General features: G+C 41.9%; 16 protein-coding genes. 11 read left to right on the top strand and 5 right to left on the bottom strand.

The window, feature by feature from the left end:
- Positions 1-186 precede the first annotated feature (186 nt).
- The 4 genes from CXF88_RS06410 to CXF88_RS06395 all read left to right on the top strand — a co-directional run bounded on the left by CXF88_RS06410 (position 187) and on the right by CXF88_RS06395 (position 7,135).
- Positions 187-1,977 carry an assimilatory sulfite reductase (NADPH) flavoprotein subunit gene (locus CXF88_RS06410; RefSeq protein ID WP_101086076.1) on the top strand — a complete coding sequence of 597 codons (1,791 nt, stop codon included), beginning with the start codon at positions 187-189 and terminating at the stop codon, positions 1,975-1,977.
- Between the two features lie 79 nt (positions 1,978-2,056).
- Positions 2,057-3,748, top strand: coding sequence for an assimilatory sulfite reductase (NADPH) hemoprotein subunit (cysI, locus tag CXF88_RS06405; RefSeq protein WP_101086075.1), 1,692 nt, complete (start codon positions 2,057-2,059; stop codon positions 3,746-3,748).
- Positions 3,741-4,532 carry a phosphoadenylyl-sulfate reductase gene (locus CXF88_RS06400; RefSeq protein WP_101086074.1) on the top strand — a complete coding sequence of 264 codons (792 nt, stop codon included), beginning with the start codon at positions 3,741-3,743 and terminating at the stop codon, positions 4,530-4,532. Before cysI ends, CXF88_RS06400 begins: the two co-directional genes overlap by 8 nt.
- 878 nt (positions 4,533-5,410) lie before the next feature.
- Positions 5,411-7,135 (top strand): hypothetical protein, encoded by a 1,725-nt coding sequence (locus CXF88_RS06395; RefSeq protein WP_101086073.1) that lies wholly within the window; start codon positions 5,411-5,413, stop codon positions 7,133-7,135.
- A gap of 152 nt (positions 7,136-7,287) precedes the next feature.
- Here CXF88_RS06395 and CXF88_RS06390 read toward each other — a convergent pair whose 3' ends face one another.
- Positions 7,288-8,178, bottom strand: a complete 891-nt coding sequence (locus tag CXF88_RS06390) for a phospholipase A (RefSeq protein ID WP_242445105.1) — start codon at positions 8,176-8,178, stop codon at positions 7,288-7,290.
- Positions 8,179-8,462: 284 nt separating this feature from the next.
- On the opposite strand from CXF88_RS06390, the gene cobA reads away from it, so the two are divergent.
- From cobA to CXF88_RS06355, 7 genes are all read left to right on the top strand, one after another.
- Positions 8,463-9,281: a uroporphyrinogen-III C-methyltransferase gene (gene cobA / locus CXF88_RS06385; RefSeq protein WP_101086071.1), complete on the top strand. Its 819-nt coding sequence runs from the start codon at positions 8,463-8,465 to the stop codon at positions 9,279-9,281.
- Positions 9,282-9,334: 53 nt separating this feature from the next.
- Positions 9,335-10,243: a sulfate adenylyltransferase subunit CysD gene (gene cysD, locus CXF88_RS06380; protein ID WP_101086070.1), complete on the top strand. Its 909-nt coding sequence runs from the start codon at positions 9,335-9,337 to the stop codon at positions 10,241-10,243.
- 60 nt (positions 10,244-10,303) lie between these two features.
- A complete protein-coding gene (gene cysN / locus CXF88_RS06375) occupies positions 10,304-11,746 on the top strand; it encodes a sulfate adenylyltransferase subunit CysN (RefSeq protein WP_101086069.1) in 1,443 nt (480 codons plus the stop codon).
- Between the two features lie 3 nt (positions 11,747-11,749).
- Positions 11,750-13,474 carry an SLC13 family permease gene (locus CXF88_RS06370; protein ID WP_101086068.1) on the top strand — a complete coding sequence of 575 codons (1,725 nt, stop codon included), beginning with the start codon at positions 11,750-11,752 and terminating at the stop codon, positions 13,472-13,474.
- A 45-nt stretch (positions 13,475-13,519) separates the two neighbouring features.
- Complete coding sequence (gene cysC, locus CXF88_RS06365) at positions 13,520-14,143, top strand: adenylyl-sulfate kinase (protein ID WP_101086067.1); 624 nt, start codon at positions 13,520-13,522, stop codon at positions 14,141-14,143.
- 258 nt (positions 14,144-14,401) lie between these two features.
- Positions 14,402-15,325 carry a hypothetical protein gene (locus CXF88_RS06360; RefSeq protein WP_101086066.1) on the top strand — a complete coding sequence of 308 codons (924 nt, stop codon included), beginning with the start codon at positions 14,402-14,404 and terminating at the stop codon, positions 15,323-15,325.
- Positions 15,322-15,930, top strand: coding sequence for a hypothetical protein (locus tag CXF88_RS06355; RefSeq protein WP_101086065.1), 609 nt, complete (start codon positions 15,322-15,324; stop codon positions 15,928-15,930). The genes CXF88_RS06360 and CXF88_RS06355 overlap by 4 nt, the downstream gene beginning before the upstream one ends.
- A gap of 109 nt (positions 15,931-16,039) precedes the next feature.
- Here CXF88_RS06355 and CXF88_RS06350 read toward each other — a convergent pair whose 3' ends face one another.
- The 4 genes from CXF88_RS06350 to CXF88_RS06335 form a co-directional block, all read right to left on the bottom strand.
- On the bottom strand, positions 16,040-17,206 hold the full coding sequence (locus CXF88_RS06350; protein WP_101086064.1) for a membrane dipeptidase: 1,167 nt from the start codon (positions 17,204-17,206) through the stop codon (positions 16,040-16,042).
- 27 nt (positions 17,207-17,233) lie between these two features.
- The gene (locus CXF88_RS06345; RefSeq protein ID WP_101086063.1) at positions 17,234-17,689 is read right to left on the bottom strand and encodes a SufE family protein; all 456 of its coding nucleotides are present in this window, start codon (positions 17,687-17,689) and stop codon (positions 17,234-17,236) included.
- A 65-nt stretch (positions 17,690-17,754) separates the two neighbouring features.
- Positions 17,755-19,059, bottom strand: a complete 1,305-nt coding sequence (locus CXF88_RS06340) for a cysteine desulfurase (protein ID WP_101086062.1) — start codon at positions 19,057-19,059, stop codon at positions 17,755-17,757.
- 112 nt (positions 19,060-19,171) lie between these two features.
- Entirely contained in the window at positions 19,172-20,212 is a 1,041-nt protein-coding gene (locus tag CXF88_RS06335) for an NADP(H)-dependent aldo-keto reductase (protein ID WP_101086061.1), read from the bottom strand.
- Positions 20,213-20,275: the final 63 nt, after the last annotated feature.

The following is a 20,275-nucleotide window of genomic DNA, read 5'->3' as shown; positions in this document are numbered from 1 at the left end:
CCTTTAGGCTAATTAAAGGGTTTTAAATTAAGGTAATTTAAAAACTTTTAACTGCGCCACACTTTTGTAGCTTAAAAAAACATCTTTGCATATTCCTAAATGGAATAAAAAATCATCTTTTATTCTTTTTTGGTTTTTGTCCGTAGGAGTAAGCTAGTCCACATTACACTGTTATAAGGCCGTCTTATGTTGTTAAAAGAACTTTCAGCTTTAGCATCACCATTGTCTCAAGGACAAGTCGATAAGTTAAAGCAACTCACATCAGAATTATCTTCAGTTCAACTTGCATGGGTCAGTGGTTATCTCGCTGCGAGTGCTAACCAAGGTCAAAGCGGTGTCGAGACGACAGCAGAGACAAGTGCCGCACCAACAGTTACGATTTTATACGGTAGCCAAACGGGCAATGGCCGTGGCGTAGCCAAAGAGCTAGCCGCTAAAGCGCAGGCGCAAGGTTACGCAGTAAATTTAGCTTCTATGGGCGAATATAATGTCCGCCAGCTAAAACAAGAAACCATCTTGTTATTGCTTGTTAGTACTCATGGTGAAGGCGAAGCGCCTGATGATGCGATTGAACTACACAAGTTTTTAGCCTCAAAGCGTGCACCTAAATTAGATAAGCTACATTATTCTGTGCTAGCACTAGGTGATTCAAGTTATGAGTTCTTCTGCCAAACAGGTAAAGACTTTGATGCGCGTTTAAGTGCATTAGGGGCAACATCATTATTACCGTTGGTAGAATGTGATGTCGACTATGAAGATATTTCACAACAATGGCAGGACAGTGTTGTAGAGGCTGTTAAGCCGTACATTCAAGCCTCAAGCGCCAGTGTGGTCTCTATTGGTACTGCATCTGTTGCGGGTGAAAGCGAATATACCAAGCAAAACCCCTATACAGCAGAAGTACTGGTAAGCCAAAAAATTACTGGTCGAGGTTCTGATCGTGATGTCCGCCATGTTGAAATTGATTTAGGCGAGTCAGGATTAACTTATCAGGTCGGTGATGCGTTAGGTGTGTGGTTTAGTAATAATGAAGTGCTTGTTGATGAAGTTATCGCCGCGCTCGGTTTAGCTGCAGACGACAACGTCACCGTGTCGAAACAGTCACTATCATTAAAAGCAGCGTTAACTGACAAGAAAGAATTAACTCAGTTATACCCAGGCCTAGTGAAAACATGGGCAGAGTTAAGTGGAAGTGCTGAACTAGCAGCCATTTGTGAAGACAAAGAACAAACCAGACAGTTTATTCTTAAGCATCAGTTAGCTGATTTAGTCGCAGCATATCCAGCCAAGGTTAGCGCGGTGCAATTGGTTGATATGTTACGTCCATTGACGCCACGCTTATATTCAATAGCCTCTAGCCAGGCCGAAGTGGAAGCTGAAGTACACTTGACGGTGGCGTTAGTTGAAGATGAACGTCAAGGCCAAGCACGTTTTGGTGGGGCATCGCATTTCTTAGCCTCGGCTGAAGAAGGCCAACAAGTTAATGTGTATGTTGAGTCTAATAACCATTTCCGTTTACCCGAAAATCCAAACACACCGGTCATCATGGTGGGTCCTGGTACAGGTGTTGCGCCTTTCCGCGCCTTTATGCAGCAACGTGTTGTTGACGGAGTGTCAGGTGACAGCTGGTTATTCTTTGGTAACCCGCATTTTGAACAAGATTTCTTATACCAAGTTGAGTGGCAGCAATATCTTAAAAATGGCGATTTATCGCGTTTAGATGTAGCTTTCTCGCGCGATCAAGCTCATAAAGTGTATGTTCAGCATCGCATTGCAGAGCAAGCCGAAGCGTTGTGGCAGTGGCTACAAAATGGCGCACATGTGTATATCTGTGGTGATGCAGAACGCATGGCAAAAGATGTACACCAAGCATTAGTGAATATTGCGGTTGAACAAGGTGGCTTAAGCGCTGATGACGCAGAAGCTTACTTTGAAACACTACGTAGTGAAAAACGCTACCAAAAAGACGTGTACTAAATTCGACCTCGGTTGTTAGGCCAAATCTAGCAACCCAATCGCACTAATGAATTGAACAGAATTAAGAGAGGCCCAGGCCATGAGTGAGCAAAAGTTAGCGTTAAACGAATACTTAAAAATCGACAGTGATTATTTGCGCGGCGATATCAAAGAGGGTTTAGATACCCAAGTGACAGGATCGTTTAGCGATGGCGATCAGCAGTTGATCAAATTCCACGGTTTTTATCAGCAAGACGATCGTGATTTACGTAATGAACGTAAAGAGCAAAAGCTAGAGCCACTGCATAGTTTCATGCTACGAGCCCGTGTACCTGGTGGTATTTGTACTCCTGAGCAGTGGTTAGAAGTGGATAAAATTTCATCTACGCTGACCACCTCAAACAGCATTCGTTTAACCACGCGTCAAACGTTTCAATACCACGGCATTCCTAAGCGTAATCTAAAAACCTTGATCCAAGGTCTTGATCGCGCCGCCCTTGATTCTATTGCCGCTTGTGGTGACGTAAACCGTAACGTGATGTGTAATCCAAACCCGGTTGAATCTAAGTTACATGCGCAGGCTTATGCGGTTGCAAAGCATTTATCTGATCATCTATTACCACACACTCGCGCTTATGCTGAGATTTGGTTAGATGAAGAAAAATTATTAGGCACCGAAACGGTTGAACCGGTTTACGGCAAAACCTATTTGCCACGTAAATTTAAAATGGCTGTTGCGGTTCCGCCACATAACGATGTAGACGTGTATACCAACGACCTTGGTTTTATTGCGGTAGCAGAAGCTGGCGAGTTAATTGGCTTTAACCTGGTTGCGGGTGGCGGTATGGGTTCTACCCACGGTGAAGTTGAAACTTTCCCACGTTTAGCTGACGACTTGGGCTTTATTAAAACGGATGACGTCACCAAGTTTGCCGAAGCGGTAATGACGGTTCAACGTGACTGGGGTAATCGTGTTGTGCGTAAACGTGCGCGTTTAAAGTACACCATTGTTGACCATGGTCTTGATGCATTTAAAGCCGAAGTTGAAAAACGTGCTGGGGTTAAATTTGCACCTAAGCGTGAGGTGATCATTGGCGATCGCGGCGACCGTTATGGTTGGGTTGAAGGTATCGACAATAAGTTCCACTTAACGCTATTTATTGAAAGTGGCCGTATTAAAGATATGCCAGGTCAAACCTTGCAAACTGGTCTACGTGAAATTGCCAAAATCCATAAAGGCGATTTCCGTATGACATCTAATCAGAACATGATTATTGCCGGTGTTGCTGCACAAGATAAAGCTGAGATCGAAGGTTTAGCGCGTAAGCACGGCTTATTAGGCCAAGTGCTAAGCGGTACTCGCGGTCATTCAATTGCCTGTGTGGCATTACCAACGTGCCCATTAGCGATGGCTGAAGCTGAGCGTTACTTCCCTGAGTTTATTGATCACATCGATGCATTACAGGCTAAACACGGCATTAGCGAGCAATCAATTGTAGTGCGTATGACCGGTTGTCCAAACGGTTGTGCTCGTCCATTTGCAGCTGAAATTGGTTTAGTGGGTAAAGCACCTGGGCGTTATAACTTGTATTTAGGCGCCAGCTTTGAAGGCACGCGTTTAAATAAAATGCATAAAGAAAACATTCAAGAAGCTGAAATTTTAGCTGAATTGGATACCTTATTTGGTCGCTACGCCACAGAGCGCGATGCGGGCGAAACCTTTGGTAACTTCACTGTACGTATTGGCGTAGTGAAGGCGGTTATAGACGCCGCTAAGGATTTTCATGCCTAATGAAGTGGTAACGACTGCGTCAACTGACGCGGCCGTCGATCATTCAGTTACTCCCGCTCAACTGCAGGCGTTATTGTTAGCGCCTAAAGCTGAGCAAATCGCAGCGCTTGAAAACATTAACCTGTTTTTAGCAGGCTTAACGGCGCAACAACGAGTGGCTTGGGGTCTAGCATATTTACCGGGCGATCATGCGTTATCGTCTAGCTTTGGTATTCAAGGCGCGGTGATGTTGCACATGGTGACTCAAGCGCAAAGCGATATTCCGGTTATTTTAACCGACACTGGCTATTTGTTTGCTGAGACCTATCAATTTATTGATCAGTTAACCGAGCGTTTAAGCCTGAATCTTAAAGTGTACCAAGCGGGTCAAACCCAAGCGTGGCAAGAAGCGCGTTTTGGTAAACTGTGGGAGCAGGGAATTGATGGCCTAGAAAAGTATAACCGCATCAATAAAGTTGAGCCTATGCAGCGTGCATTAGCTGAATTGAATGTCGGTACTTGGTTTGCAGGCTTGCGTCGCAGTCAGTCTAGTACCCGTGAAGCATTGCCGATTTTAGCCATTAGTGGCAAACGTTTTAAATTGTTACCCATCATTGAGTGGAGCAACAAAGACGTGCACATGTACTTAACGGAACATGACTTGCCCTATCACCCATTATGGGAACAAGGTTATGTGTCGGTAGGTGATACTCACTCAAGCAAACCACTTGAGTTAGGTATGTCTGAAGAAGAAACCCGTTTTAATGGCTTACAACGAGAATGTGGTTTGCACTTCGATATCTAGTTGTGAAGTGGTGTTAGATAATGTACTCCATTCATCCGCAATTTATTGCGGATGAATGCATTTTAAGGCTTTCATTATCTACCGTATCAGCCTCTATTTTGTCTTAAATTCGACGTTGTTCTTTTTCATTAATTTGTTTTATTCTTGTCATTCATAAGTTTGAATTATGAGATAAACTGCTTTTATCTCATCGGTTTGTAATATCATGCAGCCAAATTATCACTAAGCCTGTTTGTTAGCATGTTGTCAGACATTGCAACGTTATAATTAACAAGGGCAGGTTGAGGTTGGTTTGTCCTCCTAAATAATTAGTTGTGCATTGAATTGAGCTACTGGTTTTATGTGTAAATTGAAAATAATTAAATTTTATTTAAATTTTCATGCATCAGTGCCGATAATAGTCTAGATTTAGAAGTTCCCGTAGACGGTTTTTGTTGACGTTTTGGGATTGTTTTTGCAATCCACGTACCTTCAAAAGCTTCGCTCGCATCCTCGAGCACATTGATTGACTTGTTAGCGTATAAGCAATCTGTTTGATTGTTCCCGATAACTCAGCGGTTTGAGTTATCGGGAGATCAGATGTTTGAATTATTTCCAGCTTAATGCTTTTTGATTTTCACTTTACTCTCGTCAAATTCCCTCTCAAAACTCGTTAGATAATAAGCTGTCTTTTTGGCGTATTGGTTTTTTACAAGTGCAGTTTTCAGGATAAATATCCCCCAAAAGGTAACATCTAATGCGCTTATTAACATTTAATGCTAAATTAATCCGCAGTTTATCGGTGTAATCGATAATGCTTATCCCAAAAAGATGATAAATGTTTAAACGCTAACTCATTTCAAGGAAGAGTTAACAATAATATAAATTGGAGTTTATAGATGAATAAGATGGCAATTGCTGCTGTGGTATTAGCTGTTGGTGCTGGTGGATATTTTCTGTCGCAACAAGGGACGTCAGTCGTTAAAAATGATCCTATGTTGGACTATATTCCAGCTGATACATTAGCGTTTTCTGGGCAGTTAGTTCCATTTCCGTTAAAAGATTATCTGTATAGCATTGCAGGTAATTATCAAGCTTATGATCTGGATAAAATGCTGTCGCTAGATGATAGTTCATCAGCTCAAGAGCGCTTTTTTATCAGTTTATACAAGCAATACATGACCGTGTTGCCTGAGCCTGAAACCTTACTATCCACCTACGGCTTACCTGATTTAATTAAGAGTTATTTTTATACCTTGGGTGCATTGCCGGTCATGAAAGTTGAGATCAGCAATCCTGCAGCATTTTGGGCGGAATTAGATCGCGCCGAGCAGGAAAGTGGCTTAACTCATACTATGGGCAAATCTGGAACTGTTGAATATCGCGGTTATACATTGACTGATGTTGATGAGAAAGAGCACGCTGAGATTGTATTTTCTGTTAAAGATGGCTGGTTAACTGTGACCTTGAATACGTCATTTAATCAACCTGAATTGCTTGAAACCGCCTTGGGTGAAAAGAAAGTTGAGCATCCAATTAGCGAAACCACCCTGTTGCAAGACATCGCTAATACTCATGGTTTTATGCAAGACAGTATTAGCTTTATTAATCATGTTGAATTGGTTAAAGGGTTAACGTCGACTGACGGTAATATGCTGGCCAAGCAAATGACCAAAATGATTGAGATTCAGGGTGAAGATCCTTTTGCTGAAATGAAAACACTCGTGTGTCAAACTGAATTAAGTGCCATTGCTGCTAACTGGCCGCGCAGTGTAATGGGGTTAAATTCATACTCTATCACTCGTGAAGAAAGTACCATTGATGCTGCTGTTGTGCTTGAAAGTAATAACCAGGTGATTTTGTCTGCATTGAATAAAATGCGTGGCTTTGTGCCATCATTTGCCAGTAATGGTCATGATAATATTTTATCACTTTCACTCGGTATTGATGTTAATCAACTCGCACCAGCATTGAACGAAGTGTGGAAAGATTTACAAACACCGCAATATCAATGTGCTGCATTGGCTCAAATGCAATCAGAATTAAGCGAGTTAAATCCAGCAATGCTTGGCATGATGACGGGGATGGCTAATGGCGTTAAAGGCATTAGTGTGACACTAGCGGATTACAAGTTAACAGAGAAGAATGGCCAAGCTAGTTTCGAAAAACTAGATGCATTAATAAGCGTGTCGGCTGAAAAACCGATGATGTTAGTGGATATGATGAAGCCGTTTTATCCACCGCTTGCAGAAGTGGACTTGAAAGATAATGGCGATCCAGTCGATATAACTCCAATGTTAATGTTGCCACCTGAATTTGGGGTTAGTGCAAAATTAGCCATCAAAGGTAGTCATTTAGTTGCTTATACTGGCGACAGAGGTACTGAGTTAGCTGATTTGATGTATAAGCAACCACTTGAATCTAATGGTTTCTTTGACTTGTCTGTCGATTACCAAAAAATGTTTGCTCCATTAGTCGATATGGCAGAAATGAGTGGCGAACCAATGCCAGAAGAATTGCTGATGTTAAAAGACTACGACATGCGTTTACAGATGTCGGTAGACTTTACAGATAAGGGCTTAGTAATTGGTTCTAAAGTAAATTCTAAAGCGAGTGCTAAATAATTTCATTAACGTTACTGTGCTAATACGACATTAATGAAACTAAAAAGGTGACCAAATGGTCACCTTTTTTATGTCTTGTACATTCTATTGTTGCGTTAATCGATTACAGCTAATTGTCGATGTTAATGAATTAAAGACATTAATTATCTAGCTTACAGAATGTCATTTAACGCAATACCAATACCAATACGCTGATTATGATGGTCATAATCAATTAAGCTTTCACCGTAACCATTAAAATATTGAGTATAAACACGTAAAGTACCAATAATCGGGTAGCTCCAGGTAAATTCAACTGCACCGCGATTGGTATCGCGTAAGTTGTTACGCAGTAGCATGGTAAAGCGATGCTCATTTAAACCGTACACTCCAGTCAGTTCGAAGTTACCCATGTAACTGTCGATATCTGGATTGTCATCGCCTTTAGCTGAATTAATATCTTCTTTTTCATCTTCAGGGATACGCCACCACACTCTAAGTCCGAGTGCGAAAGGGCCACGGTCGAATACAGCACTGCCGTATATTCGGTTCCAACTGCGTGATAATTGGTTGGTTTGACCATTAGACTGATGCACAGCACCAAACCCTAAAAATGAGTTGGTAAAACCACCAATTTTCCAATCATTATTGAATAACATAAACACTTCAGGTTCATGTGTGGTTTCACGAAACGGAGATGAAGCTTCTTCGTTGTAGACTTGCCAATACGATTGGTTGGTGTAGGCAAAGAACAAATGGCCATTATCACCAAAAACATTGTACCAAACTGGAAACTTAAAACTGATTTGGAATTTTGCTTCTAGATTATCGATTGCGAAATCTTCGTCTGGGTATTTAACTTCAAAGGGTAATGCGTTGGTTCTGGTTTGATAGGTTACTGGAAGCAGATAATTAGCTTTGTGTGGCGTGATCACAAACGGCTTTTCAGATGTTGCGAGTTCTCCTTTTACACGTTCATCGACTAAGGAGTCTTCTGCAAGGGCGAGGGTACTATAGCCAAGTAATAATAACGAGAGTCCAAGATATTGAGTGCTTTTTATCATTGCATCATCCATAAGCATAATTATAGGTTTAATTTTAGTGTAATTCTTAGTTTCAGTATTTTTCAGTGCTCATTGTTATCAATTGGCAGAGCTTTGTCGAATTAAGTTAACAATTCTTTTCATTTCAACGGCGGATTCTATACGTATTAGCATGTCAAATAGATTAAATTGCGAACAAACCGCCTCATATTCTATTTAGTTATAAAAACTAACTATTAACTATTGTATATGGAATATAGAAAACGCTATATTTGAACATGGTCAAATATCTTGAGGTAAATGTGATGGAGTTAGTCTCTATGCCAGGGCAAAAAGCCAAAGGCAAAGTGTGGTTAGTCGGCGCCGGTCCAGGCGACGTTGAGCTGCTAACACTAAAAGCCTATCGCATTCTTAAGCATGCTGATGCGGTGTTATATGACGCATTAGTCAGCCAAGATATTTTAGATTTGATCCCCAGCAACGCTGAAAAAATTGCTGTGGGTAAGCGCGCAGGTAAACACAGCGCTGCTCAAGATGAAATTAATCAGCTATTAGTGACTAAAGCATTTACCCGTAAAAATGTGGTGCGTTTAAAAGGCGGCGATCCGTTTATTTTTGGTCGTGGTGGTGAAGAGTTACAAACCTTAGTTGCAGCCGGTATTACTTTTGAAGTAGTGCCTGGAATTACCGCTGCCAGTGGCACTTCCGCTTATGCAGGTATTCCGTTAACGCATCGTGATTATGCTCAAGGTGTCACGTTTATTACTGGTCATTGCCAGTTAGCGAGTCGCCCTATGGATTGGCAGGGTTATGCTAATTCCAACAATACTTTAGTGGTGTATATGGGCATATTAAATGCCAATATTATTAGTGATGGTTTAATCAACGCCGGCCGAAGTGCTGATACGCCAGTGGCGATTGTGTCTAACGCGACTACCTCATCACAACAGCGGTTTATTGGTAAGTTAGGTGAGCTGGCTCAATTAGCCGCAGATCCTGCTTTACAGATGCCTGCGCTGATGATTATTGGTGAGGTTGTTGAATTAGCTGACAGCTTAAATTGGTTTGATCCCGTCACTGCGCAACAAAAAACAGATTTAGACACAGTCGCGAAAGCGCTGTAGTCGAATAATTTAACCCGCTGCTCTGCAGCAATATTAGGTAATGGAGAATCATCATGGCAGGCCGTTCGTTAAGCCATTTACAACAACTGGAAGCCGAAAGCATCCAGATTATCCGTGAAGTAGCAGCTGAGTTTGGTAATCCTGTCATGATGTATTCGATAGGTAAAGATTCATCGGTGATGCTGCATCTAGCGCGCAAAGCTTTTTACCCGGGTAAAATTCCATTTCCGTTATTACATGTCGATACGGGTTGGAAATTTAAAGAGATGATAGCCTTTCGTGATGCGCAAGCTAAAGCGTTTGGTTTTGAGTTACTGACTCATACCAATCAGGAAGGTGTTGAACAAGGTGTTGGCCCATTCACTCATGGCAGTGCCAAGCACACTGACATTATGAAAACACAAAGTTTAAAGCAAGCCTTAAATCAATATGGTTTTGATGCTGCTTTTGGTGGTGCGCGACGTGACGAAGAAAAGTCTCGTGCCAAAGAACGGGTATATTCGTTCCGTGATAAACACCACCGTTGGGATCCTAAAAACCAACGTCCAGAGTTGTGGCGCACTTATAATGGCGCGGTCAATAAAGGCGAGAGCATTCGAGTGTTCCCTTTATCTAACTGGACTGAGCTCGATATTTGGCAGTACATCTATCAAGAAAGTATTGAGATTGTGCCGTTATATTTTGCTGCACAACGCACCGTAGTAAACAAAGGTGGTCAGCTAATCATGAAAGATGATGACCGTATGCCTATTGAAGAAGGTGATGTTGAATCGGTTGAACGGGTTCGTTTCAGAACCTTAGGTTGTTATCCGCTAACTGCGGCGATGCCTTCAGAAGCTGACACCTTAGAAAAAATTATTGAAGAGATGCTATTAACTCGTTCAAGTGAACGTCAAGGTCGCTTAATTGATTCTGACCAAAGTGCGTCAATGGAGCAGAAAAAGCGTCAAGGCTATTTCTAAACAATTGAACATGGTTGTTTTATCAACCCAGCATGCGAATGAATTTGAGTGAGAAAGATTATGGACCAAGCAAAAATCAATACCGACCGTATGGCAGCAGAGATCCAGCTGCACGGTGTAAAAGAATATTTAGCCTTACAACAAAACAAAGGCTTACTGCGTTTTTTAACTTGTGGCAGTGTTGATGATGGTAAAAGTACCTTAATTGGTCGTTTACTGCATGACAGTGCGCAAATTTATGAAGATCAGTTAGCGAGTCTAAAAAGTGACAGCGCGAAGATGGGCACTACTGGTGAAGCCATTGATCTCGCGTTATTGGTCGATGGTTTACAAGCTGAACGTGAGCAAGGTATTACTATCGACGTGGCGTATCGTTATTTCTCCAGTGAAAAACGTAAGTTCATCATTGCTGATACTCCAGGTCATGAACAATATACTCGTAACATGGCAACGGGCGCATCTACCTGTGACTTAGCGGTTATTTTGGTTGATGCACGTTATGGTGTCCAAACCCAAACTAAACGCCATGCCTTTATCGCATCGTTACTAGGTTTACGTCACTTTGTTGTTGCTGTGAATAAAATGGATTTGGTCGGTTTTGATCAAACTGTATTTGAAAAAATTCAAGCTGACTTCACTGAATTTGTTAAAGATTTTGGTGATTTAGATATTCACTATGTACCGTTATCTGCTTTAAATGGCGACAACGTGGTTAACCGCAGTACGCAGTGTGATTGGTATCAAGGTGGCACATTACTTGAGTTACTTGAAACGATCGATACCCAGCGTGAACTGAGCGATCTACCCGTTCGTTTCCCAGTGCAATACGTATTACGTCCTAACTTAGATTTTCGTGGTTTCTCTGGCACATTAGCGTCAGGTATCATTAAAGTGGGCGATGAATTAGTTGCATTGCCATCAGGCAAACGCAGTAAAATCGAGCGTATTGTGACATTTGATGGTGATTTGCAAGAAGCTGTAGCAGGCCAAGCTATTACGATTACCCTTGAAGATGAGATTGATATTTCACGTGGTGATTTATTGGCTCACCCTATAACTGCACCAGAAGTTGCTAACCATATTGTTGCCGATATGGTGTGGATGGATGAAAAGCCATTACAGATCGGTCAATTATATGATGTGAAAGTCGCGGGTAAGAAAACTCAAGCCGTCGTGAGCGAAATTGAATACATTACTGACGTGAACACGCTTGAGCGCAGTGCAGCAAGCTCATTAAGTTTAAATACCATTGCCCGAGTTAAGTTAGATTTAACTGAATCGATTGTGTTAGACGCTTACAGCTTGGTGCGTGATACTGGCGGCATGATTTTAATCGACAGATTATCTAATGCTACCGTAGCAGCGGCTATGGTTGTCAGTGGACATCAAGGCGATAAGCAAACCAACACTGAGTTTAGTGCATTTGAAGTCGAGTTTAATACGTTAGTGCGTAAGCATTTTCCGCATTGGAATGCTCGTGATATTAGCGTACTTGGAAAATAAATAATGAGCGAAATATGGTTGTTAGCGATTATCTTGTTAGCACTGGTCGGTGGGCTTCTTGCTGGGCTTGCAAAACCGGCCGCCATGTTTTTTTTCGCTTCATTACTTTGTTATATCCTCGGACTAGTTGACTTAAATGTAGCGCTTGGCAGCTTTACTAATAACGGACTAATTACTTTAGTGCTGTTGGTGCTGGCTGCCACAGCACTCGAGAAAACCTCATTACTGGGCAAATTAAGCCAAGTGATAGGGAAAGGCTCGTTATTTTCTACCCTGGCTAAATTAGGTATATCGACGGCGTTGTTGTCGTCGTTTACCAATAACACAGCTGTTGTGGCTTCGTTAATTGGTGTTGTGCGCCGTAATCAAGCGCATGCTCCTTCTAAGTTATTACTGCCACTAAACTATGCTGCAATCCTCGGTGGCACGCTTACGCTCATTGGTACTTCTACCAATTTGATTGTTAACTCATTTGTTGAAAATGCTGGCCTTGAACCTCTGGGATTTTTTGAGTTCTCACAAGTTGGTGCATTAGTTGTCATAAGTGGTCTAGTGGTGTTGACCATTATGGCTAATTTTTTACCCGATAGGCGTGAAGAGTCCGAAGATGAAGCATTGCCTTATCTATTGGAAGCTCATGTTGCTAAAACCTCTACTTTAGTGGGTAAAAGTGTTATTGATAACCGTTTGCGCGCACTTAAAAAACTCTACTTAGTTGAATTAGAACGCAGCGGTATACGTATTTGCCCTGTGCCACCACAAATGGTGCTGCAAGCCGATGACGTTTTGCGTTTTAGTGGGGCGGTTGAGTCGGTTGAGTTATTGCATCAGTTTGATGGTTTAGAGTGGTTTGGTAAGCAGCATGCTAAAGGCCAAAATTTGGTTGAAGCGGTATTAGCGCCATCATCAAGTTTGGTTGGCACAACCTTAAAAGATTCGCGCTTTCGTGAAGTCTTTGATGCAGCCGTGATGGCTATTCGTCGTGGTCATATACCGTTAAAAGGTGGACTCGGCGATGTGGTTTTACAACCCGGTGATGTGTTACTGCTCACGCCAGGCGATCGTTTTTCTAAGTGCCCTAATTTAACCAGCGACTTTGCTGCCGTTAGCGGCTTAGACTTAAGCGTGCGTTTAGATGAAAAACGCGGTAACTGGGTACTTGTTGGGTTTGCACTAACCATTTTGGCGAGCATTTTTGAGCTATTACCATTAGCCAAAGGCTTAGTTTTATTATTACTCAGCTACGTGGCGATTGGCGCGATAACCTTAAGTGAGCTTAAACGTCGCTTCCCGCTAGAACTAGTGGTGATTGTAGGCAGTGCCTTAGGCTTAGCTAACTTAATGGTCGCAACCGGCTTAGCAGACGTCATGGCACAAACTTTATTGAGTGTGTTTAATGGTTATGGTGTGTTTGCCGCCTTTGTTGGAATTTACCTGATTACGTTAATTGTCACTGAGCTGATAACCAACAACGCCGCTGCAGCACTTGCCTTCCCGGTCGCTTATGCGGTCGCGACCAGTTTTGGCGTCGATCCTCGGCCGTTTATTATGGCGGTGGTATTTGGCGCAAGCGCGAGTTTTATTTCGCCTTACGGCTATCAAACTAATCTCATGGTATTTAATGCCGGTAACTATAAATTAAGCGATTTTATCCGCTTAGGTTTACCGTTATCCATCGTATATTCATTAGTGGTTATTTTTTCGATCCCGTATTTCTTCCCGTTTTAACAAAGAATTTTAGTGTGGTGTAATAACCATTCGATAGGAGTAGTGATGAGTAATATTGTTTGGCATCAACATGCCATTGACCAAGCTGCCCGTGGCGCCCAAAAAGGCCAAAACCCAGTATTGTTATGGTTTACGGGATTATCAGGCTCGGGTAAATCAACCCTTGCCGGTGCATTAGAACGGGCGTTATTTGAGCATGGTTTTCATACCTATTTACTTGATGGTGATAACGTTCGACATGGTCTATGTAAAGACTTAGGCTTTAGCCTTGACGATCGCGATGAGAACTTACGTCGTGTTGGCGAAGTGGCTAAGTTAATGGTTGATTCTGGCTTAGTGGTGCTGTCTGCATTTATCTCGCCAACCCGTGAAGAACGTGATCGCGTCCGGGCATTATTCCCACAAGGTCAGTTTGTTGAAGTCCATGTGTCTACACCATTGAGTGTGTGTGAATCGCGAGACCCGAAAGGCTTGTACGCTAAAGCTCGCAAGGGAGAGATCACTAACTTTACCGGTATTTCATCACCTTACGAAGTGCCTGAATCAGCAGAGTTAACCATAGATACCAGCAAAGGTGATCTTGATACTCAGGTACATGGTTTATTAGCTTACTTAAAAGCGATTGATGTGCTTAATCCGCCAAGAGAAATTGCTGGTGCAGGGATTTAAACGGCACTAAATCGACAATTAAATTGAGAATAATAAAAGGGCTGATGTGCTATATAACATCAGCCCTTTTAGTTTTATGGCATCGCAACTATAACCGTTATGAAGTTACTGAGTGATAGACTTTCATTTAGAGACAATTCTCAGCACATTATATGAGGTATATTGTTTAGTTTAACTAGCTATTTGGGGTAGATTAAACTTTACCTAATCTAAGATACAATATCGTTCTAAAGGAGTTAATTATAATAAGGATATTACATGTCTGCTTATGCCAATCGTGCGATCAATGATTATCAAAGAAAGAAAAAGCTTGCTAAAGCACTTTCTGAAAATGAATACCAATTGGTACAAATGAACTCGGCTGAGTTTATCGAGCTTTATATTAGTCATAAACAACAACAAGGTATGACTAGGGCTGATGCTGTTGAAAATCTGGGTATAGTTATTTCACAGTCCTCGCCTATTGGTAAGCAATTTTGGGATAAACATAATGCTAAAATAAAAACTGGCAGTGGATTGATCCCCTTGATGACAGATATGGTAGCCCTGAGTGCACTGGCTATTGAGATGAAACGAGGTGGGAGTGCCTTTAGTGCTTTTAAGACTGTGACCTATTCAGGTCAACCTTACGTTGTTTTTCAAGGGTATGCTCGTTTGAGGAGAGATTTAACCGGTAGTCGTTATTTAGCTAACAATCCCAAAGTTATTTCATTGGGGATTGGTAAATTGGGTGCTTTAAAATCTATCACTCAGGGGAGTATTCTTACCATACTGATTTCTGGTGCATTTTACTCTTTAGAGCAAATGATGAATGATACCAAAACTTGGCATCATTTTGTTGGCGGAATGGCCGTTGATATTGCAGTTGTCTCTGCTAGTTCATTGATTACGTGGTCATTTATAGTTGGATTTGGTTTAGCTACTACGCTAACAATTGGTTCGATGGTAGTAATTGTAGTTGTCGGTGCAGTTCTTGCTTTCGTGACTAATCTATTTATTGATACTAATTATTGGTCAGATAAAATAAGTCAATCATTGTTATTGGCTGAAAAAAATCTTATTAATGATGGGGATAAGTTTAGCGCTGAGACTAATCGTTTAATCGATGATTATGACAATGACCCAATACGCTTTTTACATAAATTATTTAATATTCCTTATTTTCATGGAAGCCTAAAATGAGTGAGAATTCAGATATTATTCACGATGAATATAGTGATAAAAAGAGGTATAAATTCTTAGCCATATTCTTAATTTTTTTATGTTTCCTGGGTATTTATGGCACTTTTTTAGGATTCATAGAAGAATACGGTATATTAAAACAGGTTCATGAAAAGGCTATTTATATCGGGCATAGAAGCTTTGCTATTGGCGCTTTTTGGGTGGTGCCATTTCTTATCTTATCTTGTTATTTACTGTATCTGAGATTGGTGAATAAACTGACAATTCAAACGCAAATTTGGCTTGTTAAAGCAGCCGGATTTGGATTAGTTGCTTGGATTTTGACTTGTAGTGTTTATGGTTTTTGGCTTGATTCACACCTCAGAATAAATGGTTATACTCATTGTTACTGGTATGATTCTCCAGCTCGAGGCAGTCCAACTATTTGGGTAGAGTCGGAGCGTTTTTGCCAGAAGAGAGCTTCAAACACTCGGATTGAATTATTTAACTATTTTGACCAGCAAGATGCATTAAATCGTAAACCAACAGATAAAGAGTTAAATGCAGAGATAAAAAATATTGTTGAAAATAGTATTTTTTATAAATATCAGAATGATCTGCTTTAGTGCTGTATATAAATGGTAATCTAAATTTGATGTGGTGATTATCATATTTAAAATCAATCACTTAAAAGCCGAGCTTAATGTTCAGCTTTTAAGTAACTTAATATTAGATTTACACTAACACTTGTTTAAGCACTCTTTGCCAGTTTTCACCCATAAAACGATCGCGATCGGTAGATTTGAAACGGGCTTTTTTTAAGGCATCGTCGATGCGGCTCATGCGGTCGATACTGTTGAATTCTGGGATCACTACATGCTTGGGTTCAACGTCAAAACCTAATACATTTTTGTCTTCTAAGGTGTGCCACCATTGGAGATATTCTTTTATCCCTTCGCTATTATTGTTATCTAACGCTAATAGGTTTTCTTGACCACGAAGTGGGAAATCATTGGCGATGGCTACGCAATCAAAGCCGCCCACTTTAGAAATATAAGCAAGTTGCTTTATGTAGTCTTCTATCGTTGGAATTGGCTTGTTGGTGAGCCAAAAACTCATCATGAACACCCCAAATACTCCGCCGTTATCGGCAATGGCACGGATAACTTCATCGGGTGAACAACGGGCATTGTTGACAATAGCGCGCGCAGCACCATGACTTAGCACTACCGGAGACTTGCTGGCTTTTACTGCATCAAGGGCCGTTTGGGCGCTTGAGTGACTCACATCGATAAGAATGTTTTTCCGATTAAGCTCTGTTATGAGCTCACGCCCAGCGGCGGTTAATGGGGTATTTAAACTATTCAAGCCATTATTATCGAATGCACCACCGGCATAGCGATTACCATAATGGTGTGTCAGCTGCAGTACCCGTAAACCCTGTTGATGCAAATTATCTAGTTGTTGCCATTCATTACTTAAACCGTCATTTTCAACACAATCAGCGCCTTGAATTTGAAAAAACACCGCGGTTTGTTGCTGCGTTTTAGCTTTACTAATGTCAGTTCCTGTAAGCCCTTGCAGATACACGTCTGGATTGGCTTTTACTGAATTAGCCGCTTGGGTAATACTGTTGATGCAGGCTTCATAAGTGCGTTTGTAATTTTTAGTGCCATCAGCTTGTTCAATGGTTTCAATCGCCGAGATATCGGCGATAAAAGCGTCGAGTTTTGAGGCTTTAACGTCATTGATGTCGGTCGGTAAAAATGATAAACCATCAATGTATAAACGACGTGGTTTAGCTGCCCATGCAGGAAATGAGCTTAAAGGGCTTAATAATGTGGCTGCTCCAAGGCCTTTTAAGATATGACGGCGAGCTTGGTTACAGACTTTTTGGGTCATTATTATTCCTTAGGGTTGGCAGGTGTTTCAGGTACCAACATCTTGTGTATAGGCAACGATGGCTTGCGCTAACGCAGTTAAACCATTGGTACGAGATGGACTTAATTGGCCGCTTAATCCGAGACGATCAAAATACTGTTTTACATCAAATTGCTGTATTTGCCCGGTGGTTTTACCTTGGCAGGCGACCAGTAACAATCCAGTTAAGCCTTTTACAATACGGGCGTCACTATCGGCCAGATAAAAATGCTGGCCATTTAGTGTGTAATGGTACAGCCATGCTTGGCTTTCACAGCCTTTAACTTGTGCGTCTGCCTGTTTAAATTCCGGCGCGAGTGGTGGTAATAATTTCCCCAATAACATTATCTGACGGTATTTATCTTGCCAGTTATTGGCTTGCTCAATGAGGTTAACGGCTTCAACTAATTCATCCGATAAAGGCGAAAATAACTGCGGTGAAGGTGTGGTGCTTGGACTTAACATGGTAATTCAAATAACCTCGGTTGTAGAGAAAAGATACATCAGGAGCCGCGTGTTGTACCTTAATACTATAACAATAACTCTTTTACAGTATTAAGTGCATGAATAAATTGATCAACATCTTGCTTATTAGTATAGATGCCAATAGAAGCACGGCAACAGCCACTTAAATTAAGGCTGGCCATCAATGGCATAGCGCAATGATGACCACAGCGAACAGCCACAGCTTGTTGGTCGAGTAAAATCCCCACATCTTGGTGATGTTCACCTTGCAGATTAAACGCCACCGCACCAATATTATGGCGTTGACCATCAGCGCAGTGCTTATCATCAGATCGGCTATCACCAGGGTGACTATTATTGGCAATACCATACAACTCAATAGCGCCAAGCTGTTGCAGTTGTTGCTGTAAGTAGTGCAGCAATTGTTGTTCATGTGCGAGTATTTGCTCGCGAGGCAATTGTTGTAAAAAACCAATGGCAGCCCCTAGGCCAATGACCTCTGCGATAGCGGGCGTGCCAGCTTCAAGGCGATTTGGTAGCGTACCAAACTCAGTATGCTCAAAACTCACGGTTTTGATCATCTCGCCGCCAGTGAGCATTGGGGTTAATTGATCGAGCTCAGTATATCGACCATATAAAATTCCCACGCCCGTTGGCCCATACATTTTATGGCCTGAAAACGCATAAAAGTCACAATCAATTTGTTGTACATCAACAGGTAAATGGGCAATGGCCTGAGCGCCATCAACTAAAGTTAACGCGCCCACGGCTTTGGCTTTTGCGACTAGCTCATTGACTGGGTTTAATGTGCCTAGTGCATTTGACACATGGCATAGGGCAACTAGTTTAGGCTTAAGCTTTAATAGTTGATCAAAAGCGGCTATATCCAGTTGCGCATCTATTGTCAGCGGAATCGGTTTGATCACAGCGCCAGTGCGCTTTGCCAGTTCCTGCCAAGGAACAATATTGGCGTGGTGGGCTGCGGTATCGATTAATATCACATCATTCGCTTTAATCTGCGAAGTCAATCCGTAGGCCACCATATTGATCGACTCTGTGGTGCCATGGGTAAAAATGATTTCGTCTTGACGCGGGGCATGAATAAATTCAGCCACTTGTTGCCGAACGGCTTCATATTGCTGAGTTGCCCGCGCAGACAATAGATGCGCCGCACGGTGCACATTGGCGTTGTTGAGTTGGTAGTACTCGGTCATCGCATCAATCACCGCTTGCGGTTTTTGGCTAGTGGCTGCGGTGTCTAAGTAGCACAAAGGATGATCGCCAATGGTCTGTTTAAGTGCCGGGAATTGATCGCGCAATGCTTGATGATCAAATAAAATGGCAGACGATGATGACGATGCAGACTTCATAAATAAGGGTTTCTGTATTGAAAAGAAAAGGCATCAAGATCTTCAGTGATCTTGATGCCCATTGCAAGGTTTTGTGGCGATAAGCTCAATTTGTCTGGCGGTTATTGTTTTCCTACGGACAAGGGAAACGATATAGCGCTGATAGTTCGTTAATTCTTATCATCAGTTCGTCAGATAAGCTGACCTTGTGGCTGTCGATATTTTGCTTTAGCTGATGCAAGTTAGTGGCGCCTATAATGTTAGCGGCAACAAATTTGCGGCTATTAACAAACGCTAAGGCCATTTCGGTCGGAGATAAACTAAACTCACGGGCTAAATCGATATAAGCCTGAGTTGCTTCAAGGGCCATTGGGGTACTGTTATAGCGGGCAAAGCGTTTAAATACCGTTAAGCGTGCGCCTTCAGGCCACTGATTATTTTCGTATTTACCGGTTAAGGCACCAAAGGCTAACGGCGAATAAGCTAATAACGGCACATCTTCACGATAACTGATTTCAGACATGGCGATTTCGTAGCTGCGATTAAGCAAGTTGTAAGGATTTTGCACACTGATAATACGTGGCAAATCGTGCTTTTCGGCTAATTTTAGGTATTTCATAAAGCCCCAAGGGGTTTCATTAGAAATGCCGATATAACGCACTTTACCTTGCTTAATGATTTCCGCTAAGGCTTCAAGCGTGTCCAAAATAGGGGTGTAGTGCTCTTCTTCGTCGTGTTCATACATCATTTCACCGAAGAAATTAGTATTTCTATCCGGCCAATGCACCTGATACAAATCGATAGTGTCGATTTGTAAGCGTGCTAATGAGTCATCAACGGCTTGATGAATGTTGCGCCAGTCAAGAGCCATATCTTTACGGATGTAATCACCTTTACCACCAGGCGCAGCAACTTTAGTGGCAATCACTAAATTGTCGCGATTACCTTGTGCTTTAAGGTAGTTACCAATAATGCGTTCGGTTTCGCCCTGTGTTTCGGCTTTAGGTGGTACAGGGTACATTTCAGCGGTATCGATAAAGTTAATGCCTTGACCAATAGCATAATCGAGTTGAGCAAAAGCTTCTGCTTGAGTATTTTGTTCTCCCCAAGTCATGGTGCCGAGGCAGATTTTACTCACCTCAAGGTTAGAATGCGCGATACGTTGATATTCCATGATCATCCTCCTATGGAATGTGCTTAATCTGAGGCTACCAAGCTTTTGGGTGATTGCAAAGCG

The organism is Shewanella sp. ALD9 (assembly GCF_002836315.1).
In the GTDB taxonomy this organism is placed as follows: Bacteria; Pseudomonadota; Gammaproteobacteria; order Enterobacterales; family Shewanellaceae; genus Shewanella.
Note: the sequence above shows the minus strand (reverse complement) of the source record. Positions and strands in the feature narration are given on the sequence as shown.